The organism is Advenella kashmirensis WT001 (genome assembly GCF_000219915.2).
Classification (GTDB): domain Bacteria; phylum Pseudomonadota; class Gammaproteobacteria; order Burkholderiales; family Burkholderiaceae_B; genus Advenella; species Advenella kashmirensis.
In genome coordinates this window covers 967,790-990,953 of record NC_017964.1, presented here as the reverse complement: position 1 = coordinate 990,953, position 23,164 = coordinate 967,790, and the positions used below count along the sequence as shown (strand labels likewise).

At 57.0% G+C, this 23,164-nt stretch carries 17 protein-coding genes, 6 pseudogenes and 1 riboswitch; of the genes and pseudogenes, 10 read left to right on the top strand and 13 right to left on the bottom strand.

Going from position 1 to position 23,164, the window contains the following annotated elements; genetic code table 11:
• The first annotated feature begins 1 nt into the window (after position 1).
• Both gatA and gatB read left to right on the top strand, forming a co-directional pair.
• A pseudogene (gene gatA, locus TKWG_RS04670) lies at positions 2–1,521 on the top strand (Asp-tRNA(Asn)/Glu-tRNA(Gln) amidotransferase subunit GatA).
• Complete coding sequence (gene gatB, locus TKWG_RS04665; protein ID WP_014749717.1) at positions 1,518–2,972, top strand: Asp-tRNA(Asn)/Glu-tRNA(Gln) amidotransferase subunit GatB; 1,455 nt, start codon at positions 1,518–1,520, stop codon at positions 2,970–2,972. Before gatA ends, gatB begins: the two are co-directional and overlap by 4 nt.
• Before the next feature lie 114 nt (positions 2,973–3,086).
• On the opposite strand, the pseudogene pyrE reads toward gatB, so the two are convergent.
• Positions 3,087–3,757 (bottom strand): annotated as a pseudogene (pyrE, locus tag TKWG_RS04660) (orotate phosphoribosyltransferase).
• 59 nt (positions 3,758–3,816) lie between these two features.
• Positions 3,817–4,698: a LysR family transcriptional regulator gene (locus TKWG_RS04655; protein ID WP_014749716.1), complete on the bottom strand. Its 882-nt coding sequence runs from the start codon at positions 4,696–4,698 to the stop codon at positions 3,817–3,819.
• A gap of 277 nt (positions 4,699–4,975) precedes the next feature.
• On the opposite strand from TKWG_RS04655, the gene TKWG_RS23530 reads away from it, so the two are divergent.
• The 4 genes and pseudogenes from TKWG_RS23530 to TKWG_RS04635 all read left to right on the top strand — a co-directional run bounded on the left by TKWG_RS23530 (position 4,976) and on the right by TKWG_RS04635 (position 8,402).
• Complete coding sequence (locus tag TKWG_RS23530; RefSeq protein ID WP_014749715.1) at positions 4,976–5,269, top strand: DoxX family protein; 294 nt, start codon at positions 4,976–4,978, stop codon at positions 5,267–5,269.
• A gap of 364 nt (positions 5,270–5,633) precedes the next feature.
• Positions 5,634–6,442 (top strand): annotated as a pseudogene (locus TKWG_RS04645) (DODA-type extradiol aromatic ring-opening family dioxygenase).
• A gap of 225 nt (positions 6,443–6,667) precedes the next feature.
• Positions 6,668–7,528 (top strand): DMT family transporter, encoded by an 861-nt coding sequence (locus tag TKWG_RS04640; RefSeq protein ID WP_014749713.1) that lies wholly within the window; start codon positions 6,668–6,670, stop codon positions 7,526–7,528.
• Positions 7,529–7,599: 71 nt separating this feature from the next.
• Positions 7,600–8,402: pseudogene (locus TKWG_RS04635) on the top strand (exodeoxyribonuclease III).
• Positions 8,403–8,485: 83 nt separating this feature from the next.
• Here TKWG_RS04635 and TKWG_RS04630 read toward each other — a convergent pair.
• From TKWG_RS04630 to TKWG_RS21135, 6 genes and pseudogenes are all read right to left on the bottom strand, one after another.
• Entirely contained in the window at positions 8,486–9,664 is a 1,179-nt protein-coding gene (locus TKWG_RS04630) for a c-type cytochrome (protein ID WP_238534313.1), read from the bottom strand.
• Between the two features lie 91 nt (positions 9,665–9,755).
• Entirely contained in the window at positions 9,756–10,652 is an 897-nt protein-coding gene (locus TKWG_RS04625; protein ID WP_014749711.1) for a c-type cytochrome, read from the bottom strand.
• Positions 10,653–10,661: 9 nt separating this feature from the next.
• Positions 10,662–11,933: an AmpG family muropeptide MFS transporter gene (locus tag TKWG_RS04620; RefSeq protein WP_014749710.1), complete on the bottom strand. Its 1,272-nt coding sequence runs from the start codon at positions 11,931–11,933 to the stop codon at positions 10,662–10,664.
• Positions 11,930–12,550, bottom strand: a complete 621-nt coding sequence (gene metW / locus TKWG_RS04615) for a methionine biosynthesis protein MetW (protein ID WP_014749709.1) — start codon at positions 12,548–12,550, stop codon at positions 11,930–11,932. Before metW ends, TKWG_RS04620 begins: the two co-directional genes overlap by 4 nt.
• Positions 12,547–13,742: pseudogene (gene metX, locus TKWG_RS04610) on the bottom strand (homoserine O-succinyltransferase MetX). The gene metW and the pseudogene metX overlap by 4 nt, the downstream one beginning before the upstream one ends.
• Positions 13,732–13,810, bottom strand: a riboswitch (SAM riboswitch). Its footprint overlaps the pseudogene before it by 11 nt.
• A gap of 36 nt (positions 13,811–13,846) precedes the next feature.
• A complete protein-coding gene (locus tag TKWG_RS21135) occupies positions 13,847–14,320 on the bottom strand; it encodes a hypothetical protein (protein WP_171815122.1) in 474 nt (157 codons plus the stop codon).
• Between the two features lie 125 nt (positions 14,321–14,445).
• Here TKWG_RS21135 and gshA point away from each other — a divergent pair.
• Together gshA and TKWG_RS04595 are read left to right on the top strand one after the other, a co-directional pair.
• Positions 14,446–16,010: pseudogene (gshA, locus tag TKWG_RS04600) on the top strand (glutamate--cysteine ligase).
• 12 nt (positions 16,011–16,022) lie between these two features.
• Positions 16,023–17,114, top strand: a complete 1,092-nt coding sequence (locus tag TKWG_RS04595; protein WP_014749704.1) for an aromatic ring-hydroxylating dioxygenase subunit alpha — start codon at positions 16,023–16,025, stop codon at positions 17,112–17,114.
• 221 nt (positions 17,115–17,335) lie between these two features.
• Here TKWG_RS04595 and TKWG_RS04590 read toward each other — a convergent pair whose 3' ends face one another.
• The 5 genes from TKWG_RS04590 to TKWG_RS04570 all read right to left on the bottom strand — a co-directional run bounded on the left by TKWG_RS04590 (position 17,336) and on the right by TKWG_RS04570 (position 21,075).
• Positions 17,336–17,539, bottom strand: a complete 204-nt coding sequence (locus tag TKWG_RS04590; protein ID WP_014749703.1) for a DUF3008 family protein — start codon at positions 17,537–17,539, stop codon at positions 17,336–17,338.
• Positions 17,540–17,958: 419 nt separating this feature from the next.
• The gene (locus TKWG_RS04585) at positions 17,959–18,723 is read right to left on the bottom strand and encodes an ABC transporter ATP-binding protein (protein ID WP_014749702.1); all 765 of its coding nucleotides are present in this window, start codon (positions 18,721–18,723) and stop codon (positions 17,959–17,961) included.
• 12 nt (positions 18,724–18,735) lie between these two features.
• On the bottom strand, positions 18,736–19,446 hold the full coding sequence (gene hisM, locus TKWG_RS04580; protein ID WP_014749701.1) for a histidine ABC transporter permease HisM: 711 nt from the start codon (positions 19,444–19,446) through the stop codon (positions 18,736–18,738).
• Positions 19,443–20,129 carry an ABC transporter permease gene (locus TKWG_RS04575; RefSeq protein ID WP_014749700.1) on the bottom strand — a complete coding sequence of 229 codons (687 nt, stop codon included), beginning with the start codon at positions 20,127–20,129 and terminating at the stop codon, positions 19,443–19,445. Before TKWG_RS04575 ends, hisM begins: the two co-directional genes overlap by 4 nt.
• 160 nt (positions 20,130–20,289) lie before the next feature.
• Entirely contained in the window at positions 20,290–21,075 is a 786-nt protein-coding gene (locus tag TKWG_RS04570) for a lysine/arginine/ornithine ABC transporter substrate-binding protein (RefSeq protein ID WP_014749699.1), read from the bottom strand.
• Positions 21,076–21,181: 106 nt separating this feature from the next.
• Between TKWG_RS04570 and TKWG_RS04565 the strand changes: the two genes are divergently transcribed.
• Both TKWG_RS04565 and TKWG_RS23525 read left to right on the top strand, forming a co-directional pair.
• Positions 21,182–22,399, top strand: a complete 1,218-nt coding sequence (locus TKWG_RS04565) for a DUF2817 domain-containing protein (protein WP_202947768.1) — start codon at positions 21,182–21,184, stop codon at positions 22,397–22,399.
• Between the two features lie 289 nt (positions 22,400–22,688).
• On the top strand, positions 22,689–23,075 hold the full coding sequence (locus TKWG_RS23525) for a tautomerase family protein (protein WP_041709862.1): 387 nt from the start codon (positions 22,689–22,691) through the stop codon (positions 23,073–23,075).
• The last annotated feature ends 89 nt before the right edge of the window (positions 23,076–23,164 follow it).

Sequence of the window (23,164 nt, the reverse complement as noted above, 5' to 3'; positions counted from 1 at the left end):
CATGACCGACATTTCCAGTTTCAGTCTGTCCGGACTGCGCCAGGCGCTGGACGGCAAACAGGTCAGTGCCGTCGAACTTGCCGAAGCCGCGCTCAATCGCGCCGGCCAGCACGCCAGCCTGAATGCATTTTTGCATATTGATCCCGAACTGACGCTCGCCCAGGCACGTGCCGCCGACGAGCGCATCGCCCGTGGCGATACCCACGCCCTTACCGGCATTCCGATAGCCCACAAGGACGTATTTGTGACACGCCAGTGGCGCACCACGGCCGGCAGCCTGATGCTCAAGGATTATGTCAGCCCGTTTGACGCCACCGTCGTTACGCAGCTGGCCAACGCCGGCGCGGTCAATATCGGCAAGCTCAATTGCGATGAATTTGCCATGGGTTCCGGTAACGAAAACTCGGCTTTCGGCGTTTGCCGCAATCCCTGGGATCCGCAGGCAGTGCCCGGTGGTTCGTCGGGCGGTTCGGCAGCAGCCGTGGCGGCCGGCATCGTGCCAATTTCCACCGGCACCGACACCGGCGGCTCTGTGCGCCAGCCTGCGGCCCTTTGCGGCATCAGCGGCATCAAGCCCACTTATGGCACGGTCTCGCGGTTCGGCATGGTTGCGTTTGGCTCCAGCCTGGATCAGGCAGGCCCGCTGGCCCGCCACGCCAAAGACCTGGTCACCATACTGGACACCATCAGCGGCTTCGACCCCATGGATTCCACCAGCCTGCAAGACTGCCTGGGTACGCCCAATGTGGTGGGCCGTGTGCAGCAGGCCTTTGACAAAGCCAGCGCCGGCTACCGCGAAAGCGGCGCCCGGCCGCTGCAGGGCTTGCGCATCGGCGTGCCGCGCGAGTATTTCGGCGCCGGCCTCAACAGTGAGGTGGCCACTGCCGTTGAAGCCGCACTGGTCGAGCTTGAAAAGCTCGGCGCGGTCAGGGTAGACATTTCCCTGCCCAACACTGAGCTGGCCATTCCTGCCTATTATGTCATCGCTCCTGCCGAAGCATCCAGCAACCTGTCGCGCTACGACGGCGTGCGCTATGGGCATCGCGCCTCGGCCTATCGCAATATCGATGAAATGATCAGCCGCTCCCGCGCCGAAGGCTTCGGCGCCGAAGTGCAGCGACGCATTCTTATCGGCTCATACGTACTGTCTCAGGCTACTACGATGCTTATTACCTGCAGGCGCAACGCATTCGCCGCCTGATCGTGGATGATTTTCACCAGGCGCTTACCACCCAGTGCGACATCATTGTCGGGCCGGTTACCCCCGATGTTGCCAAGAATATTGGCGACAATAACGAGGATCCGACGGCAGACTGGCTGGCCGACATCTATACTCTGGGCGTGAGCCTGGCCGGCCTGCCGGCCATGTCTGTCCCTTGCGGTTTCGGTCGCAACGGCACCCGCCCGGTCGGCCTGCATATTATTGGCAATTATTTTGACGAAGGTCGCCTGCTGGCCGTAGCCGACTGCTTCCAGCAGCACACAGACTGGCACACACGCACACCGGATATCCAATCATGAAGTGGGAAATCGTTATCGGACTGGAAACCCATACCCAGTTATCTACCCAATCGAAAATTTTTTCGGGCAGCAGCACGGCCTTTGGCGCGGCGCCCAACACCCAGGCCAACTGCGTTGATCTGGCCCTGCCCGGCAGCCTGCCGGTCATGAACCGCGGCGCCGTAGATCGCGCCATCCGCTTCGGCCTGGCAGTCGGCGGCACGGTATCGCCCCGCTCCATCTTTGCACGCAAAAACTATTTTTACCCCGATCTGCCGAAAAACTACCAAATTACCCAATTTGAAATTCCGGTCGTCGTGGGCGGCAAAATCCGCTTTTTTGTTGGCGATGAAGAAAAAACCGTTAATCTGACGCGCGCGCATCTGGAAGAAGATGCCGGCAAATCGCTGCACGACACCTTCAAGGGTCCGCAGGGCGAGCCGGCCACAGGCATCGATCTGAACCGCACGGGTACGCCGTTGCTGGAAATCGTCACAGAGCCGGAAATGCGTTCCGCCGCCGAAGCGGTCGAATATGCAAAAACCCTGCACGGCCTGGTGGTCTGGCTGGGCATATGCGACGGCAATATGCAGGAAGGCTCGTTCCGTTGCGACGCCAACGTCTCGGTGCGGCCGGTTGGACAGAAGGAATTCGGCACACGTACCGAAATCAAAAACGTCAACTCGTTCCGCTTCCTGGAGCGCGCCATCCTGTTTGAGGCCCGCCGGCAGATCGACGTACTGGAAGATGGCGGCACCATCATCCAGGAAACCCGACTGTACGATGACGTGAATGATGAGACACGCAGCATGCGGACCAAGGAAGACGCCCACGACTATCGTTATTTTCCTGACCCGGACCTGCCTCCACTGATGATCAGCAACGAATGGATCGAACAGGTCCGCGCCGACATGCCCGAGTTGCCCGTCGTGCGACGCGAACGCTACGAAACCCAACTGGGTCTGCCGGCTTACGACGCAGCACAGCTGACCGTCACGCGCGGCGTATCCGACTTTTTCGAAGAGACCATGTCCCGCCTGCCTGCCGAACAGGCCAAGCTGGCGTCAAACTGGATCATGGGGGAACTGGCCGCATCCCTGAACCGGGAAGAACGCGAGATTGCCGACAGCCCGGTCACGCCTGAAGATCTGGCCAGACTGATTCAGCGGATTGCCGACGGCACACTGTCCAACAAGGCCGGTCGCGAGGTGTTTGCCGCCATGTGGGCAGGTGAACATGAGCGCGATGTCGATACCATTATCGAGGCGCGCGGGCTCAAACAAGTGAGCGATGCCGGCGCCATCGGCACACTGATTGACGACGTGCTTGCCGCCCATCCGGCTATCGTTGAAGAGTACCGCGCCGGCAAACAGAAAGCCTTCAATTCATTGGTCGGTCAGGTTATGAAAGCCGGCAAGGGCAAAGTCAATCCGGCCCAGGTCAACCAGTTGCTCAAGGAAAAACTGGGCTGACCGTTGCCGGATCTGCTGCAGTCCGGTTACCCGACCGACCACTGCAGCAGCTATCTATTGAAACCGCCGGAGAAACCCCCGGCGGCTTAGCCTTCTCACAAATTACCGCGACACTCAGGCGGCAATCCCGTATTTGTTCCGGTAGGCCGACACGGCTTCCTGATGCTGGGCAAATGTAGCATCCTCATCAAGCAATTGCATGATATCGTCCAGCGATGCGATGCTGATGACCGGCATCCCGTATTTCTGCTGCACGTCCTGTACCGCAGAATGGCTGATAACGCATCATCGGCGCCGGCGCGCTCCATCCGGTCAAGCGCAATCAGCACGGCTGCGGGCGTGGCACCGGCCGCGCGAATAATATCCACTGATTCGCGTACCGATGTACCGGCAGTAATCACATCATCAATGATCACGACACGTCCCTGCAGCGGCGCTCCCACCAGCGTGCCGCCTTCGCCATGGGCCTTGGCTTCCTTGCGATTGAAGGCAAACGGCACATCTGCCGGCTGGGAGCCCTGACTGGCCAGGGCGATGGCCGTGGCCGCCGCCAGTGGAATCCCCTTGTAGGCAGGACCAAACAGCATATCGAAGCCCTGCCCGGAATCGAGCAATGCCTGCGCATAGAAGCGCCCAAGCTCACCGACCGATCTGCCGGTATTGAACAGGCCGGCGTTGAAGAAATAGGGACTAAGGCGCCCGGACTTTACTTTGAACTGGCCAAAGCGCAAGACCCCTTCCTGCGAGGCGAATCGGACAAAATCAAGACGGTTCTGAGAAGACATGATGTTCCTGCTGAGATATCGATATGTTGTAGACCCCGCAATGATAAAGCAAGCGCGCCTTACGACGCCATGGCGGCAGAGAAAAAATCAATAAAGCTGCGCACTTTGCCGGTCTGGTACTGGCGGCTGATATAGCTGGCGAAAATATCCAGCGGCGGGCTGTCATGATCAGGCAGCAGGCGCAACAGCCGCCCCTGGCGAAGATCATCCTCTATCAGCCAGGCGGGCAGCATGGCAATGCCCATGCCTGCCAATACCAACTCACGGCTTAATGTCGTGTCATTTACCTTCATCAGGCCATGTAGCCGGAACTTGATCATGCCTGCAGGCCCCTGCAGCAGATAATCATTGCGATCACGATAGTTGGGCATGACCGCGCCGTACCGTTCCAGATCCTGGACTGACTGCGGTTTGCCCATACGGCTGATGTAGTCCGGACTGGACACCAGCACCAGCCGAACCGTTCCGATCCTGCGCACAATCAAATGCGGTTCCGGATCATGCGTGACCCGAATCGCCAGATCCATTCCGGCCTGGGCAAGTTCGATCTTGCTGTTGGTCAGGTGAAGATCCAGCACTACCCGGGGATAGCGCTTCTGATATTGCACCAGCAACTGGGCAATACGGTTGCTGGCAAACCACACCGGCACCGTGACTCGCAGCACGCCACTGGGCTCACCCTGGCGATCACCCAGCGCGGCTTCGGCCTGATCCAGCACATCCAGCGCATCAACACATTTGTCATAGTACAGCTGACCAGCCTCGGTCAGGCTCAGCCTGCGGCTGGTGCGATGCAACAGGCGTGCCCCCACCTGCTGCTCCAGATGCACAACATGCTTGCTGGCCATGGGATTGGATATCCCCAGATGGCGGGCTGCAGCCACAAAACTGCCGGCACGCACCACTTCACAGAACACCTTGATACTCAGTAGCGTATCCATACGAAAACTCCCTCATATCCGGGCAATTGCCATCGGGCGGTGATAATTGCACTTTTACGTCGCAAATATGCTGCACTTATCATTTCCTTATAAGAAATGGTCTATTAATAATATCAGTATATATTTCCTGATTAAATACGATTACACTGTTTCGTACCTTATCCGATACGGTAGCTGCCCTGTGAGTTCATTGTTCAATTGTGATTTTTTGCAATTACCGATACAGTCATATCAGGCATCCGCCGTATCGATTATTTACCTGACTTAAGGATTAATCATGAAAACAGACCATCTGGTTCCCTACGCCCTTGCCCTGCTTCGTATCGTTTCCGGCTACACTTTGCTGCTGCATGGTACCGCGAAATACTTCCATGTTCCTCATATTGCAATGTTCGACAATCTGCAGGCATTGTCCATGGTCGGCGTTGCCGGCATGATTGAACTGGTTGCGGGGGTTTTGCTTATTCTTGGTCTGTTCACCCGTTCCGCTGCGTTTATCGCTTCGGGCATGACTGCGGTTGCTATTTCTACGCCCATGCGCCTCAGGGTAATGGCTTGTTCCCACTCATGAATGGCGGCGAGCCTGCTGTGCTTTACTGCTTCATCTTTCTGTTTATCGCTGCGGCCGGCCTGGCACCTTCAGCATCGATAGCAGCCGCAAGGCCTAAGCGGTCTTTCGGCCCATACGCCCGGGCGCAGCCGGTTCCCGACTGCGCCAAGCCTGCCAGATCGTCAATGACCATCAGCGCGCAGGCAACCACCATCGCCCCTGCAAGGGTAGTACTCTCGGTTTCTCTTTCCACTTTTGATTTTATCGCCCAGCCAGTCGGGCGTATACACGCGCGGCCATATCCGGTCCGATCCAATGCAGGAAGTTATTGCGCACAACGCCGATGACCGCTCTGCTCGCCTATCCATTTAAGCTTACGGAGATGATGATGACAATGCCTGTTTATTTTATTTCGCACGGTGGCGGCCCCTGGCCCTGGTTGATGAATGGAAACCCATGTACACCAAGTTGCATGAATCGCTGCAACACCTGCCGGCACAGTTGCCGGCAACGCCAAAGGCTGTGTTGATGGTATCGGCCCACTGGATTACAGATGAAATCACCGTGAGTACCGCCGCACAACCGGGCATGCTATACGATTACTATGGCTTTCCCGAGCATACCTATTCGGTGCAATATCCTGCACCAGGCGATCCGGCACTGGCCGCACGCGTGCAGGCTTTACTGCAGGCAGGCGGCATCGCCGTCGCACAGGACGCCGAGCGGGGCTTCGATCATGGCGCATTCGTACCCATGGCTGTTGCCTTTCCCAAGGCCAATATTCCCATGGTGCAACTTTCCATCCGCAAGGATTATGATCCTGCATTTCATCTGCAATTGGGTCAGTTGCTGGCGCCGCTCAGGGAGGAAGGCGTGCTGATTATCGGCAGCGGCCTGAGCTATCACAATCTGCGCCTTCTGGATGAGCGTGGCGCGCAGCCATCTGCACAGTTTGACGCCTGGTTGCAGCAGACCGTCGTGTACAGTCATCCCGAGCAACGCGCAACTGGCCTGCTGCATTGGGAACAGGCCCCCTCGGCCAGGTTGGCTCACGCCCACGAAGACCATCTGATTCCCCTGATGGTCGCCGTCGGCGCCGCGCAACAGGATCCGGCCACGCTGTCATACCACGAAGCACATGCCTTTGGTTCGATCACTGCGTCCAGCTTCCGCTTCAGCCAGACAGCCGCTTAACGCACAGGCTGCGTGGCCGGCAACGGCATGCAGCCCGGGCCGCCCATGCCCTGCAAGCGTTCCCGGCAAAGGCTAAGCCTGGGTTTGGAATCAGACACCCCGCGCTCCTGACCGGTAATGGCAATAGACCATTTTCCGGTCAATGCGCAAGGTCAGGCGGCAATCGCTTGCCAAATGCCCTGCCGATCTCCACAATACGGGTTTGCCCGAGCGAACGCCCCTGACATGACACCGCGACAAAAAGGCCTCACCAGCGCGCACATCGCCGCCGTTTTTTTCGGACTCACCGGCGTATTGGGCCACGTGATACACGCCAGCCCCATGACCATTACATTCGGTCGGGCCCTGTTCGCCGTGCTGGCGCTGTATGCCGTTGCTATGTTTCTTAAAGCCTCAATCGTGCGTGGCCTTGATCGCCGCAGCTACGTATCCCTGCTTTGCTCCGGACTGGCATTGACCATTCACTGGGTCACATTTTTCATGGCCGTCAAAACCGGCGGCATTGCCATCGCCACCTTGGGTTTTGCCAGCTTTCCCGCCTTTATTACGCTACTGGAGCGACTGGTGCTCAAGGACCAGGTCAATCTCATGGACTGGCTCCTGGTGGTCTTGGTGATCAGCGGGCTGATTCTGGTAACGCCGGCCATAGACCTGAACAACGCAGGCACCATCGGTTTGTTCTGGGGCGTGATCTCCGCCATTACCTTTGCCGCGCTTGCCCTTATCAACCGCACACTTGGCCGGCTCAACGCCATCCAGATTGCCTTCTGGCAGAACATGGTCGTGCTGGTTCTGTGTCTGCCACTGGGGCTGGGTGGTATGGCCATGCTGTCCGATAGCAGCCTGCTGTGGCTAATCGTACTGGGCGTGATCTGTACAGCACTCTCGCATTTTCTGTTTGTCCATAGCCTGCGCAGCATTCCCGCCCGCAGTGCCGGTCTTATCATTGCGCTTGAACCCGTTTATGCCATCGCCTTTGCCATGGTATTGTTCAACGAACAGCCCACGCTGAAAATGGCGCTGGGTGCTGTACTGATCATTACCGCGGCAGTATGGCCACGCAAGCAGACGGGGCACGCGGCCTGATCAGCGATTGTGGCGATCCCCCCTCAGGCGCTACAATAAGGCTCGCGCTGATTCATCAAAAAGGATTCCCCGTGCTTCGTGTTACCTCACTCAACGTCAACGGCCTGCGTTCCGCCTTCCGCAAGGGGCTGGCTCAATGGATGGAAAATCATAATGCAGATGTCATCTGTCTGCAGGAAATCAAAATCCAGGACGCCGACCTCATCGACGAACTGCGTCACCCGCTCAATTACACTGGCTACTTCTGCCATGCAGAGAAAAAGGGCTACAGCGGCGTGGGCCTGTACCTGAAACACGACGCCAATGTCAGTGCCGGCATGGCCTGCGATGAATTCGATCGTGAAGGCAGGATCCTGCGCGCAGATTTCAAGGACCTGACCATCATCAGTGCCTATCTGCCATCGGGTTCCAGCGGAGACGAGCGGCAGGCTGCCAAGTTCCGTTTTCTGGAGCATTTCGGGCCCTGGTCGATGCCATGATGGAGGACCACCGGAAAACCGGCCATAACTACATTATCTGCGGCGACTGGAATATCGCCCACCGGGAAATTGACCTGAAGAACTGGAAAGGCAATCTTAAAAATTCCGGCTTTACGCCCGAAGAGCGCGCCTGGATTTCAGATGTGTTTGATCGCCGCGGCTTTGTGGACGTTTTTCGCAAAATCAACGAAGAACCGGACCAGTATACCTGGTGGAGTAATCGCGGCCAGGCCTGGGCAAAGAACGTAGGCTGGCGTATTGATTACCAGATCGCCACGCCAGGCATTGCCGACAAAGCCATCGCCACCTCCATATACAAGGACGAACGCTTCTCGGATCATGCGCCGCTGACCATTGATTACGACTGGAAGCTGGAGCCGGTAGCGCGTGGCTGAGCAACAAACCGGGAGCCGCCAAACCGGCAGCTCCCGTGAGGCCATTCACTAACGTTAATTTATCCGCCCCTATCTGACGGCCATCAATCCATATTGCGGACGCGATTGACGTCGCGTTGATTGACTCCGCCTGACTCATTACCCCAGGTATTGCGAATATAAGTGGCCGCAGCCGCTATTTCCAGGTCGTTGAGGAAATGACGGAACGGCGGCATGCCATAAGTCTGCGGGGTTTGGGCCGTCGTGGGCGTAAACCCGCCGTCCATGATCACACGCAACAGCCCCGTCACATCCCGCCCGCGCACCAGGCTATTGCCATCAAGCGCAGGCCACGCCTGTGCCACACCTTTGCCATCAGCCTGATGACAGGCAGCACAATACTGTCCATAGATTTCTTTGCCCATTGAATAAAGCGTATCGTTGACCTGGCCACTACGCTCGGTCTTCAGACCGACTGCAGGCAATGACTTCAGATAAACCGCAATATCGGAGACATCCTGCTGATTCAGATACTGAACCCCACGCAAGGCTTCGCTCATTGGGCCTACCACGGCGCCATGTGCGGATATTCCAGTCAAAAGCAGATGGGCAATGTCCTGAGCGCTCCATGCTCCCAGGCCCCCATCAATATCGCCGGTTAGCGCGGGCGCATACCATATGCCATCTGTCATTTTGCCACCCTGCAGGAAGCGGCTCTGGTCCAGGCCTCCCAGGCTGTTGCGCGGCGTGTGGCATTCGGCACAATGCGCTACGCCCTCCACCAAATGCCTGCCGCGCACCAGCGCGTCGTCCGACGGCTCAATACGTGCCACGGCATCAGCTGGCCGGAAATACAATGCCCGCCAGAACGCCAGCAAAAAACGCATATTGAACGGTTGCTGCAGTTCATGGGCGGGCGCCTGGCGATCGCTGGCCGGCAAGGTTTTCAGGTAACTGTAAATCGCATCAGTATCAGCGCGACTCAGATGCGAATAACTCTGGTAAGGAAAGGCCGGGTACAGCAATGAGCCGTCCGGCGCCTTGCCATTGTGCAGAGCGTGCCAGAAATCGTCGGCCGTCCAGTTGCCAATCCCATGTTGCGCATCAGGCGTAATATTCGGTGCGAAAAACGTACCAAAATCGGTCTTCAGGCCACTGCCGCCGGAAAACTCCGGTGTATCCACTGCCGTGTGGCACCCGACACAATTGCCGATCTGGGTCAGATATTTTCCCCGCGCAATCACCGCTGCCGGCGCGTCGCCCTCAGGCAGCGCCGATGTCACCAGCGGGCCGTCGCGCGAACCCAGCCAATACAGGCGCCGGCTACAACCAGGCCGATTACCACCAGGGCAGCAAGAATTCTTGAAAGCCATTTCATTGCTGCGCTCCCGACACGGTCTGAATCCCACAGGTCACCGGCGTTTTGGCCGTTTCATTAATGGTTCCCGGCAAACGGGGATCCTGGCTGGCCAGCCATGCCGAGACCGCCTGCACTTCGGCCGACGTCATTTTTCTGGCTATATCACCCATGCAATCGGGCTCCACCGAATGACGAATGCCATACTGCCAGGCCCCCATCTGCGCCGTAATATATTCGTTGGTCAGGCCGGTCAGGCCCGGAATGCCTGGCTGCATGCCCTTGAGGTTATCGCCGTGACAGGCCACACAGGCGGGGATCTCGCGCTCGGGGGCGCCGTGGCGAACCAGTTGTTCACCTTGCTGCAGAATGAGCGGCGATACGCGCGGCGGGGTCACTGTTTCGTACTCGGGAGTCTGCTTGCTGAACCAGACTGCAATTTCATATAAATACTCATCAGACAGAGTAACCAGCAGGCGCTTCATGGGCAGGTACTCACGACGCCCCTCGCGGAAACGCAGCAATTGCTGATACAAATACTGCACCGGCTTGCCGGAAATGCGGGGATAGAAGGCATCGGCCCCCTGCACCCCGGTGGCCCCATGACACATGGTACAGGCCGCCAACCTGGCTTCCAGAGAACCAGGTGCGCCCACCGGGATACGGTTTTCACCGTTGACCGGTTTAGCCGGTGCAGCGGGCGTTGCTTTGGGTGGTGTGGCAGGAACCTGCGCGTCGGGTATCTGCCCCGGGTCAGGTACGCTGCCGCGGGTTGTCGACATGCTGTTGGTTGGCTGGCCGCCCGCAGCGGGTTCCGGCTGGGCTGGCGTCTGCGCCATCGCCGACGATAGCATCAATATGCCGCACCATGGCATGGCCGCTTTTAGCACGCCTTTCAAACTCAATTTCATCATTCGTCTCGTTCAAGCGCCGCTCTCGGGCGCCGGTGCCGGATCTTTTTCCAGTGCCTTTATGCCGCTACGCATAAGCCACAGCACCAGCAACCCCGGCAATGCGATAAAGAAAGTAAATACAAAAAAAGCAGGCCAGCCATAGGCCTCTACAATCGGTGGGGTCAGCGGCCCGGCGACAAATACGCGGCCAACGGCCGACAAGGCGGACAACAGCGCAAACTGGCTGGCGGTAAATTGCACATGACATAGTGCCATCAACAGGGCAACAAACGCAGCCGTTCCCAGGCCGCCACAGAGATTTTCGAAACCGACACCCAGCGCCATCAAAGGCAGATTCTGCGGATTCAGTGCGATCACCGTATACATCAGATTGGACAGCGCCTGCAGCAGACCAAAAAGCATCAGGGAGCGGTACAGCCCCAGTTTGCCCATGATACCGCCGCCGATAAGGGCGCCAACAATGGTGGCCACCACCGCAAGAATTTTGTTGACGCTACCGACCACTTCCGGCGAGAACCCTGCGCCGCGAATCAAAAACGTCGTCGACAGCGCGCCTGCAAAGGCGTCGCCCAGCTTGTACAGCACAATCAGCGCCAGAATACTAATGGCGCCCTTGCGCGAAAAAAATTCCTGGAACGGGACGGTGAACGCGTCATACAAGGTACGCGGCGCAACGTTGGCCCCTGCCGCCTCGGGCTCGGGCGCCAGCCAGGTCAGCACTGCAGCGCCAAACATCAGCAGCCCCATGAAAATATACATGCCGCTCCAGCCCATCCAGACCGCAGCCAGCCAGATGGCCAACCCGCCCGACACAACCATGCCGATGCGATAACCCAGTGTCCGTATCGCCGCCCCCGCCGCGCGCTCCTCATGATGCAGTACATCTGCACTGTAGGCGTCAAAGGCAATATCCTGGGTTGCCGACAGAAATGCCACCAGCGTGGCCAGCGCTGCCAGCCAGAACAGCGAACGTGACGGATCCAGCAGGCCCATGCCGCAAATGGTCAGGCCCAGTAGGATCTGCGACAATGCCATCCAGCCGCGACGCCTTCCCAAAAAGGGCGGCACGTAGCGGTCAATAAAAGGTGCCCACAAAAACTTGAAGGTATAGGCTGCGCCCACCAATGTCAGAAAACCAATTTCGGTAAGCGGCACGTTCTCGACCGTAGCCCAGGCCTGCAGTGTCCCGCCGGTCAGCGCCAGCGGCAGCCCGCTGGCCAGACCCAGCAGCAACAGCGGGTAAACTCGCGGGCTCAGGTACGGGCGGATCAGATTTATCATGGCGCGGACTTTCTATCGGTCTCGAAATGATAAACCGCCAACGTACTGCGCAAACTGGGCATCAGGGAAATTTCGGTCTCTTCCCGGAAGGTGGCGCGCTCCAGGATCCGGAATCCAAGGCGTGTGGCCAGGTCTTCAAAATCTTTCAGCGTACATAAATGAATATTGGGTGTGTTATACCACTCATAGGGCATCTGGCCGGTAACCGGCATACGCCCGGTCAGAATGGACAAGCCATGCGTCCAGTGGCCGAAGTTGGGAAACGACACCACGCCATAGCGCGCAACGCGTCCCATCTCCTTCAGAATATGTTCGGTGTTGACCACCGCCTGCAAGGTCTGGGAAAGCACCACTGTATCGAACTGCCGGTCGTCAAACATGGCCAGCCCGTCATCCAGGTCCTGCTGAATAACGCGCACCCCTTTGTTGACGCAGGCGATGACCTGGGCGTCTTCCTTTTCCACCCCGACCGCCGTCACGCCGCGCCGGCTTTGCAGATGGGCAAGCAGCATACCGTCGCCGCACCCCAGGTCAAGCACCCGGGAATCGTCGCGAATCCAGCCGGCAATGCGCAGCAGATCGGCGCGTACTTTTTTTTGCTCTGTCTTGGTCGTCATGCTGCTTCCTGGTCAAGTGGCATCGTCGTCAGGTTCAGGCTGTCGGCAATACGCTGATAGTAAGCCCTGACCACTGCATGGTAGCGCGGGTCGTCCAGCAAAAACGCATCGTGTCCATGCGGCGCGTCAATTTCGGCATAGGTCACCGGCTGCCCGTTTTTAAGCAGCGCCTTTACCAGCTCGCGCGAACGCTCTGGCGGAAAGCGCCAGTCGGTGGAAAAAGACACGGTCAGAAATTCGGCCTGTGCCGGGCGCAGGGCTTCGGTCAGGTCGCCGCCATGTTTGCTGGCCGGGTCAAAGTAATCCAGCGCCCGCGTAATCAGCAAATAAGTATTGGCATCAAAGTAGCGGGAAAATTTCTCGCCCTGGTAACGCAGATAGGACTCGACCTCGAACTCGACATCGTAGCCAAACCGGAACTGCCCATCTGCTGTCGGATTGCGTTTTGCACGGCCGAATTTTTCGGCCATGTCGTCATCGGATAGATAGGTGATATGGCCCACCATGCGCGCCACGGACAGGCCGCGTGCGGGTACGGTATTGTATTCGTAATAATTACCGCCATGAAAATCGGGATCGCTGATAATCGCGCGCCGCGCCACTTCATTAAAGGCAATATTCTGTGCCGACAGATTGGTTGTGCTGGCGACCACCACGCAATGGGCAATGCGCTCGGGCAGCTCAATAGCCCAGCTCAGCGCCTGCATCCCGCCCAGCGATCCGCCCATGACCGCAGCAAAACGGTCGATACCGAAGTGATCGGCGACCCGGGCCTGGGCTTTTACCCAGTCCTCGACCGTCACCACCGGGAAGGTTGATCCCCAGGCTTGCCCGTTGCCGGATCGATCGAGGCCGGCCCGGTCGAGCCGAAGCAGGAGCCCAGATTATTAACGCCAATGACGAAATAGATATTCGTGTCTACCGGTTTGCCGGGTCCGACCATATTGTCCCACCAGCCAATGTCTTTTGCATCGGTGGCAGACACGCCGGCAACATGATGCGACGCATTGAGCGCATGACAGACGAGCACGGCATTGCTGCGCTGGGCGTTGAGCGTGCCATAGGTTTCCACGGCAAGCGTGTACGACGGCAACACCTGGCCACTGCTGAGCGTGAGCGGTTGATCAAACTGAAGAAATTGGGGCGTAACCACGCCCACAGACTGCTGTGAAGTAGAATGTTGTGAGACCATACGGACCTTTTTAGCGGGATTTTTGAGGCGCCCGCAAGCGGATCAGACAAATCGGCGCCGACCTTTATCGCATTGTATCATTTTAAGAATAAGCGGACAGGTCGCTATCGGAGCGTCATGCCGTTCAGGAACTCGTCGGCGACCGACTCTTTCAACGTGTTGTCCTGACCGGCCGCATAAGCCTGAACAATCACGCCACTGCCCGCGAACACCTTGACGTAAACGCTGGCATTCTCGTTGCCCACGGCTTTTCTGAAAGTCAGTTTCTGTCCGAAGGGCGGCAACGGCTCGGGCACCGGCTCATTCATGCTGGCGTATACCGAACGCAGCAGTGCCTCGCCCGCCTTGCGTGTACTGGCCTCGTCCTGCTTTTCCTGCGGCAGCAAGCTGTAGACAACCGCAAACACCTGATCGTCCACCAGCGCCATGTCCATGGTAAAGGGATATTGCACGCCTTCGATTTGCGTGCTGCGCGATTCACTGCGCGGCTTATCAGGGAAAATCGCCTGCACCCGCCCACCAGCGGTGGACACTTCGCGCCAATCGTACTTTGGCGAACAACCCGCCAACAAAACCATGAAAAAAACAAGAGCCAGACGTTTGATCACCTGCACCACCCAAATTAATTAATTCGAAACAAACCGTTTAAAAACTGAAAAGCTGCGGAACTCCCTTAAAATCAGCAATTATTGATTTCAGAGATATCTCAGGACGACTTGTGCAGCGCATGACCACACTACAGCAGCATCGAGACTCGCTAACTCATATTCTACGCGGAATTGAACGCGAAGGGCTACGGATCGACCGTGATGGCGCGCTCGCCACCACGCCGCACAGCACCCTTCTGGCTCCGCCCTGACCCATCCGAATATCACAACTGACTATTCGGAAGCGCTGATCGAGTTGATTACCGGAACCCATACTTCAGTGGACGATCTGCTCGAAGAGCTGACCGACGTACATCGCTTTGCCACCCGTCAGTTTCCGTCCGAAAGCATCTGGATGCAATCGATGCCCGGGCACCTGCCTGCCGACGACCAGATTCCCATTGCGACTTACGGAAAATCCAATAGCGGCATGCTGCGCCATGTGTACCGTCGCGGACTGGCCGAGCGCTATGGCCGCACCATGCAATGCATCGCCGGTCTGCATTACAATTTTTCATTACCCGATTCGCTGTGGCAGGTTCTGGATCTCGAAGGTACAACCGAGACCGAGCGCCAGTCTGTCGGCTATATGGGCTGATTCGCAATTTCACCCGTTATAACTGGCTGCTCATGTATCTGTTCGGCGCATCGCCCGCCGTTCCCCGCTCGTTCCTGGGCGATCGGCCTAATCCGCTGCGCGAACTGGATCACGACACGCTGTATCTGCCCTACGCCACCAGCCTGCGCATGAGCGATCTGGGCTACCAGAACGATGCCCAGGCCGGCTGAAAATGTGCTACAACGACCTGTCCACCTTCATCAGGAAAATGTATCACGCCGTCACGCAACCCTGGCCTGAGTACCAGCGCTGGGCACCCACCGCGACGGTCAGTGGATTCAACTGAACACCAATGTGCTGCAGATCGAAAATGAGTACTACTCAACGATCCGGCCCAAGCGCACTACCGCGCGCGGCGAAAGACCTATTACTGCGCTCATGGAGCGCGGCATTCAGTACGTGGAGATCCGCTGCCTGGATATTGATCCTTTCAGCGCTGTCGGTATTTCAAATGCAACCTGTCATTTCATGGATGCGTTCCTGCTGTTCTGTGCCGTGCATGACAGCCGGCTTTTCCCTTATGACGGTTTCTGTGAGGAAAGCCAGGCCAATTTCACCGACGTGGTCAACCGCGGCCGTGACCCCGCATTGCGCCTGACCAGCAACGGCGAAGACATTTCCATCCCCGTCTGGGGCAATCAGTTGCTCGATCAGATTGCGCTATACGCCAAGGAACTGGATATCGCTTTCAGCACCACGCAATACAGTGCTGCGATCCAGGAGCAGCGCCACAAACTGGATGACGTTTCTGCCACGCCCTCAGCCCGTATCCTGCAGGAGTTGCGCGACAGCGGCTTAAGCTTTGCCGACTATACTCAGTTGCAAAGCCAGCGCCTGACCGACGAGCTGCGCTTTGGCGAGCTGTCTGCCGACACCGAGCAGAAAATGCGCGCCAGCGTGAAAAAGTCGCTTGAGGACCAGGCAGAAATAGAAGCGTCCGACAACGAAAGCTTTGACGAATATGTCGAGCGTTATATGGCAGCCCTGAAACGGCCGGAATAGACGGAGATTTTCATGTTTCTGAAGAATGCATGGTATGTCGCGGAATGGAGCCACGACATTGTCCATGAGCTTTATCCATTGCAATTGCTTAATGAATATCTGGTGTTCTATCGCCAGCAGGACGGCCAGGTCGTCGCCCTTGAAGACGCCTGCCCGCACCGCAAGCTACCCCTGTCTATGGGCCGGCTCATTGATGATGCCGTAGAATGCGGCTACCACGGACTTACCTTCAACGGCCAGGGCACCTGTATTTTCGCGCCGGGCGCCAAAATCCCGCGCGCGGCCACCGTCAAAAGTTTTGCCACCACTGAAAAATACGGTCTGGTCTGGGTCTGGATGGGCGACGCAGACAAGGCCGATGCATCCCTGATTCCGCAAATAGCAGAGTACGGTCATCCTGATTGGGGCATCAATCAGGGCGATGCCATGATCGTCGAATGCAATTACCTGTACATGACCGACAATCTGCTGGATCCTTCGCATGTGGCCTGGGTACACCGCAGCTCATTCGGCAACAGCGCCTGCGTGAACGAACCCTTGACCACAACGGTGACCGATAGCGGTGTCATCGTTTCGCGCTGGATGTACGACACCGAAGTGGCGCCTTTTTATGCGAAGTTTGTCAAGTTCACCGGCAACTGCGATCGCAAGCAGCATTACGAAGTGCGCTATCCGTCGCACGCCATTATCAAGGCCATCTTTACACCTGCCGGCACCGGCGGCGACAACGCGACAATCCATCCCGACGTATTTCTGATGGACTCCTATAATTTTCTGACGCCGGTCGACGAAAAGACTACACGCTACTTCTGGTTCCAGCTCAGAAACTTCAGTCCCAATGATGCAGACGTGTCGCGCCAGTTCGCCGAAGGCGTACGCAAAGCATTTGAAGAAGACCGGATCGTGCTGGGCGCTGTACAAAAGGGCATGGACAATCGCCGGACGCCATTCATCAATCTTAAACTGGATGGCGGGCCGATCAAATTCCGCAAGGGGTTGGAACAGCTGATCAAGCAGGAAGAGGCAATGGCATCCGCAGAAGCCATGAGCACCCGGCCGACTGTGATCCCCATACAGGAAACCGCCATTGCCCAGCCCGATTAATTTGGCCGATTAATTTTCCCGATCAGCCAGGAGATTTGCCAGGCAACATGAGCCGGCGCAGCAAACGCCATAGCGCTGTTGCGCCAGCCCCGCGAGGTCGCTTAAACAGGCAGGACAGGTACCGGCGACATTGCTCGCCGTCATCGCGCTGTCCGCCATGCCGCGCGGCCTGTGCTTACAGGAAAATCTAGCTGTCAGTTCAGCGGACACCCGGCAGCGACTTAGTCCCTGTCCCTGCCCTTGTCCCCGACATGTTCCGGCTTGCCCTTGCGAGGGGTCGAAGCCAGTTCTTCCAGTTCCTTTTCCGACATCGAGTCATACATCGATTTGGACGCGCCTTTCAAACTGCTCACCTTTGTTTCGCCGCGCTTGGCAGCCAGTGCCGCGCCCGCGGCTTGTTGCTGGTCCTGAGATTTTGCCGGCATGATTTGGCTCCTTATCTCAAGTCGTTCGCGTTGCATGATTCGCTGACCGGGCCACAGAGCGACAGCGACCGACATGGTTTGGCCCGTATCGTCCGACCTTATCATTATTGTCCTGGCCGACGCATCTTTTTACGTAGCCTGCCTGGTTCATTTTGTTATCAAATGCGAAATCACACCACGTTGTGGTTATGCCAAATGTCATTAACCTTAACGCAAATCTTCGTAACAGCAGAGATCAGCCGACAACGTCGCCTCGGGCAGATAAGCGTCGGTATGTGTACCATTTTTTTATCAGCCACTACCGTTTGTTAGCCCTGACTGGATACGCAATCGCCCTTGCGAGCACAGCAGGCGAGCCACTGAAGGCGGTGCTGATTAAGAACGTCGCTACTTAAGCGCTTTGCTACTTAGAAACCGTACTACTTAAGATTTCCTGCCAGAAAGGTCGCCAGCCGGGCGCTTTGAGGATTGCTCAGAATCTGGCCCGGCGCGCCCTCTTCTTCGACCACACCCTGATGCAAAAACATGACATGACTGGACACCTGGCGGGCAAACGCCATCTCGTGTGTCACGATGATCATGGTGCGCCCCTCCTCGGCCAGTTTCTGCATCACGCGCAGCACTTCACCAACCAGTTCCGGGTCCAGGGCCGAAGTGGGCTCGTCAAACAGCATGACCTCTGGCTCCAGCGCCAGTGCACGCGCGATCGCTACTCGTTGCTGTTGCCCGCCGGACAGGTGCACCGGGTACTTTTTCATTGTATCCAGGCTCAGCCCGACCTTGAGCAGATTGCTTTCCGCCCTGGCCTGCGCCTCTTGACGCGACAGGCCCAGAACATTGACCGGCGCGGCCGTAATGTTCTCCTGCACAGTCATGTGCGACCAAAGATTGAAATGCTGGAACACCATGGACAGCCGGGTGCGCATATATTGCAATTGGCGGCGGTCAGCCGGCACCAGCGTACCCTTGCGCTGAACGGTGCGCAGCTCTTGCCCATGAATAAATATTCTGCCTGAATCGGGCGTTTCCAGAAAATTGATACAACGCAGTAGCGTGCTTTTACCTGAACCGCTGGAGCCGATGATACTGATTACATCACCCTTGTTAGCCAGCAGCGACACGCCCTTGAGCACCTCGTTGTTGCCGAAACGTTTGTGAATATCCTGGACGCGTAAATTTTCCATGGTGATAACCTGTTAAACAGCAGCGGGTTTCAGAAACCCGAGCCATTTGCTCTCTGCCTTGCGAAACAGCGCAACCAGAACCATTGCCAGAACGGCGTACAGGATGGCAGCAATGCCAAAGGCGGGTAAGGAATTGAACGTGGCGCTATTGACATCGCGCGCCACCTTGAGAAGCTCGGGCACCGTTGCCGTAAACGCCAGTGAGGTCGAATGCAGAACCAGAATAACCTCGTTGCTGTAAAACGGCAGGGCGCGCCGGAATGCAGAGGGCAAAATGATCTTCGTGTACAACCGGAAACGGGAAAAGCCAAAAGCCTGCGCCGCTTCAATTTCGCCATGAGGAATGGCCCGAATTGCGCCCGCCAGCACCTCTGTCATGTACGCGCAGGTGTTGATGGTAAAGGCAAGAATCACACAATTGAAACCGTCACGGAAAAACGTGGCCAGCATTGGCGTGCCACGCACTACGCTCAGGCTGAACAGGCCGGTGTAAACCAGCAGCAACTGCACGTAAAGCGGCGTGCCGCGAAACACAAAGGTGTACACGCGCACCGGCACGCTGACCCAGCGGTTGGACGAACTGCGCCAGATCGCCATGGGAATGGCCAGCACCGTGCCAAACAACACGGACAGCAGCAATATCCATATGGTCATGGCCAGCCCCGTCATGGGAATGCCAAAACCAAGGTAGGCTTGCCAGTAGCGCTCCAGAATTTCGCTCACAGCCTCACCTCCCGCACCCCGGCCGAATAGCGTCGATTAAGCCAGGACAACACGATCAGGCTGACAGCCGTCATGCACAGATAAATGGCTGCGGCCACCAGATTGAAGAAAAACAGCTGCTGGGTACTGCGTCCGGCCTGCTGCGTGACTGTCACAATATCGAGCAAACCGATAATGGAAACCAGGGCCGTTGCCTTGATAATAACCTGCAGATTATTGTTCAGCCCGGGTAAGGCAAAGCGGATCAATTGTGGCAACAGGATCAGGCGAAACACCGTCAGGGGGGCCATGCCTGTCGCGTAGCCTGCTTCCAGCTGGCCTTTGGGCACAGACTGGATCGCTCCGCGAAAGGTCTCTGTCATATAGGCGCCATAGATAAACGATAGCGTTGTCACCCCTGCCGAAAACGCATCCATCTGGTATTGCGGCCAGCCGGCCCAGGTACAAATGGCGTTGATGAGTTCCTGCAGGTTATAAAAAACCAGTAGCATGATCACCAGGTCGGGAACACTGCGGATTAATGTCGTATACCCTGTGAAGGTCCAGCGCAGCAAAGGATTGGGAGACAGCTTGCACAAAGCCCCGATCATTCCGATGATGATCGAAAAAACCAGCGTTAACAGGGTCAGCAGACAGGTTGCGAGTGTACCGGCCCATATCTGGGATCCATAACCGTACAGCATCGGGTTCCTTAAATATCGTTATTAATAATGTAATGCAACTGCATGGGGGCGGTGCGGCTCATGCCGTTGTATCCCGCCGTACATGCGATGCGGGCAACCAGGCTGCCCAAAAATGCAAACTGCGCGGTCACCGGCGTAAAGCCGGTCCGCGCAGCACCGGTCAGACACGCTTATTCGTGTTCCTTGATGCCGTATTTCTTGTAGCTTCCAGAATTTTTGCGTATTCGCCGTCCTTTTTCATATCAGCCAGCGCCTTGTCGATTTTACCCTTGAGCTCGGTATCTTCCTTGCGCAGGCCGATGCCGTTACCATTGCCGAAGACTTCTGCATCGGACACAGGCGCGCCTACCAGCTTGAAGTTCTTGCCGTCAGGGCTATCGAAGAAGATCGTGGCCGCCGCTGCGTCCTGCAGCGTGGCGTCCACACGACCCAGTGCCAGATCCTGCTTGGCCAGATCGTCATTCTGATAGGAAACCAGATTGATGCCCTTGCCTTTCCAATGCTTGTCGGCATAGGCGGCCTGCGTGGTGCCCTGAACAACCCCTACCGTTTTACCCTTGAGCGACTCGGCGGTCGTATCCAGCCCTTCACTGTTGGCCGGTACCATCAGCCGCGTGGAGCTGGCGTACATCACATCCGAAAACAGAACCTGCTTCTCGCGCTCTTTGGTAATGGTCATTCCGGACAGGATGCCGTCTATTTTCTTGGCTTTCAGGGCTGGAATCACGCCATCAAAATTCATGCGGATCCATTCGCAGTCAGCTTCAATGCGCTTACAGATGGATTTACCCATATCAATATCAATACCAACCAGCTCGCCCTGTGGATTGACCGACTCGAAAGGAGCGAACGTGGGGTCAACGCCCAGACGCAGTTTGGCGGGTGCCGCAGACACCACTGTCGGTAACAATGCAGCCAGCATTGCCGCAACAAAAAGTTTTTTCATTCCTAACCCCGGGAAACATATCGTAAATAATTGAAGTAGTATAACGCCTTGTCCCTGGTTCACAGCTGTGATTGCAGGCAGGTTACAACGCGCGGACACGAGATTTTTGCATAAATTTCCCGCTCGCTTCCTGATTTTGTCCGAAACCCATGTTTTTCTTGCCTTTCGGCCCGAGAATTCGCTCATGACACCCTTCGATTCCGCAGATTTGCCCATTTTCCGGCTCGCGCCCGGCCAACTGACCTACTCGCAGTTGCGCGCCTCGTTCCTGAAGGCTGCCCATCACCGCGGCGCTCGCCTGCATTCGTACCCGCATCCGCTCAAGGGCGTGGAAAACGAGAATCTGTGCACCGACGTGGCCATCGCCGGGGATCCCGATGCCGAAAAATGGATGGTGGTGGTGTCCGGCACACACGGCGTCGAGGGTTACTATGGCTCCATCTGCCAGACCCGCTTTCTGCTGGAACAGGATATCTCGCCGTCGGCGGGCGTGGGCATCCTGTTCATTCACCTGATCAATCCGTGGGGTACTTCCTGGAAGCGAAGGGTTAACGAAGACAATATGGATCTGAATCGCAATTATGTGGATTTTGACCAGCCCTTGCCAGCCAATCCGGGCTACGAAGCGGTTCATGACTTGTTTGCGACCGATATCCGTGACGCCGCCAGGCGTAAAGCGCGCGATGTGCGCTGGCGCCAGACCGTACAGGAAAAAGGCTATGCTGCGCTGATGAACATTGTGGAAGCCGGCCAATATCGCCACCGGGATGGTCTTTATTACGGCGGCGAAAAACCCAGCTGGTCCAATATCACGCTGCATAAAATCCTGAAAGACCATCTGCCGGCGCATGCCAGGGAAATCATCAGTTTCGATCTGCACACAGGCGCCGGGCAGTTCGGCCACCCCATGCTCATGGCCATTGCCGAACAGGACTACCCCGGCATCACGCGCGCCCGGTCCATATACGGACCATGGTTGTATACGGTGATTACCGGCGCCAACAATGCCAGCGATACCGGCATCTCGGCCGCCGCCACCGGTTACACGTCTGCGGCCATGATCAAGCTATTCAGTGACCGTAAATTTACCCAATTGGTTGTCGAATGCGGCACCTATGATAGCCAATCGGTGGGTCAGCCCGCTTTGCTGGACGATCATTTCCTGCACCTGCATGGCGACCCGGCCAGTGCCGAAGGCAAGAAGATAAAACAGCGCCTGCTGGACTTTTTCTTCCCCGCCGACCCCGACTGGCAGGCGCTGGTGCAATTCAGAACCCGCCAGATCCTGGAGCGCGCTGTTCGCGCGCTGCGCAACGAGCCGTAATCAGTAGAAGGCAGTCAGCGTTATCGAATTAAAAGAAGGGGCACGCTTGCAGTGCCCTTCTTTCATGGCGTTTATCCCTGGCGCCTACCAATGGCACACATCCGGCAAACGCAGTACGCTCTGGTTGTTGTCGTGTTTTCAATACATTCACTCTCGCAACCTTAAAGAGCACTCAAAACACGTCAATGGATGGCACATAGCCGGCTTTCCGATACAATCGCAAAAGGCGATGGGTCCCGACCCTGCCCCTATTTCAAAGCACATTTCATTCAAACGAGACATTTCTATCATGCCCATTCTTCAAGTTCAGGTCACTGCCGGCCGCAGCCAGCAACAAAAAACCGCCTTCCTGCAAAATGCCACCAAAGTCATAGAACAAACGCTGAATGCAGCCTTGCCCAGCATTCGTATTTCCCTGCAGGAAGTTGAGCAGCAGGATTCGATTGTCGCCGGCCAGATCGGTGCTGAATTCGTCAACATTGTGGCTTTCCTGCTTGCTGGCCGGAACGATGAACTCAAGGCTGATTTCATGGCAGCCATCAACAAAGCGGCCGTTACCTCGCTTGACGTATCCGATACCTGCATCCGCACAATGGTGATCGATGTTGCGCCGGAGCATATGGGCGTGCAGGAAGGCCTGAGCGCCAAGGCGTTTCGCGCCAGAAGCGCCAGCTGATGCGGCCATAACGACCGCAGCGCCTGCTGCGTATTACCCTGGGCCTAGCGCCCGAAGTAAACCGCAGCAGCGCCAACACCCTGCCTTGG

What these genes read in the sequence shown, in the direction of transcription:
- TKWG_RS04640 (WP_014749713.1), top strand. Translation starts at nt 6,668, where the DNA reads ATGACACCGCGACAAAAAGGCCTCACCAGCGCGCACATCGCCGCCGTT.
- gatB (WP_014749717.1), top strand. Translation starts at nt 1,518, where the DNA reads ATGAAGTGGGAAATCGTTATCGGACTGGAAACCCATACCCAGTTATCT.
- TKWG_RS21135 (WP_171815122.1), bottom strand. Translation starts at nt 14,320, where the DNA reads ATGGTTTTGTTGGCGGGTTGTTCGCCAAAGTACGATTGGCGCGAAGTG.
- TKWG_RS04595 (WP_014749704.1), top strand. Translation starts at nt 16,023, where the DNA reads ATGTTTCTGAAGAATGCATGGTATGTCGCGGAATGGAGCCACGACATT.
- TKWG_RS04590 (WP_014749703.1), bottom strand. Translation starts at nt 17,539, where the DNA reads ATGCCGGCAAAATCTCAGGACCAGCAACAAGCCGCGGGCGCGGCACTG.
- TKWG_RS23530 (WP_014749715.1), top strand. Translation starts at nt 4,976, where the DNA reads ATGAAAACAGACCATCTGGTTCCCTACGCCCTTGCCCTGCTTCGTATC.
- TKWG_RS04585 (WP_014749702.1), bottom strand. Translation starts at nt 18,723, where the DNA reads ATGGAAAATTTACGCGTCCAGGATATTCACAAACGTTTCGGCAACAAC.
- TKWG_RS04575 (WP_014749700.1), bottom strand. Translation starts at nt 20,129, where the DNA reads ATGCTGTACGGTTATGGATCCCAGATATGGGCCGGTACACTCGCAACC.
- TKWG_RS04655 (WP_014749716.1), bottom strand. Translation starts at nt 4,698, where the DNA reads ATGGATACGCTACTGAGTATCAAGGTGTTCTGTGAAGTGGTGCGTGCC.
- TKWG_RS23525 (WP_041709862.1), top strand. Translation starts at nt 22,689, where the DNA reads ATGCCCATTCTTCAAGTTCAGGTCACTGCCGGCCGCAGCCAGCAACAA.
- TKWG_RS04620 (WP_014749710.1), bottom strand. Translation starts at nt 11,933, where the DNA reads ATGATAAATCTGATCCGCCCGTACCTGAGCCCGCGAGTTTACCCGCTG.
- TKWG_RS04570 (WP_014749699.1), bottom strand. Translation starts at nt 21,075, where the DNA reads ATGAAAAAACTTTTTGTTGCGGCAATGCTGGCTGCATTGTTACCGACA.
- TKWG_RS04625 (WP_014749711.1), bottom strand. Translation starts at nt 10,652, where the DNA reads ATGATGAAATTGAGTTTGAAAGGCGTGCTAAAAGCGGCCATGCCATGG.
- metW (WP_014749709.1), bottom strand. Translation starts at nt 12,550, where the DNA reads ATGACGACCAAGACAGAGCAAAAAAAAGTACGCGCCGATCTGCTGCGC.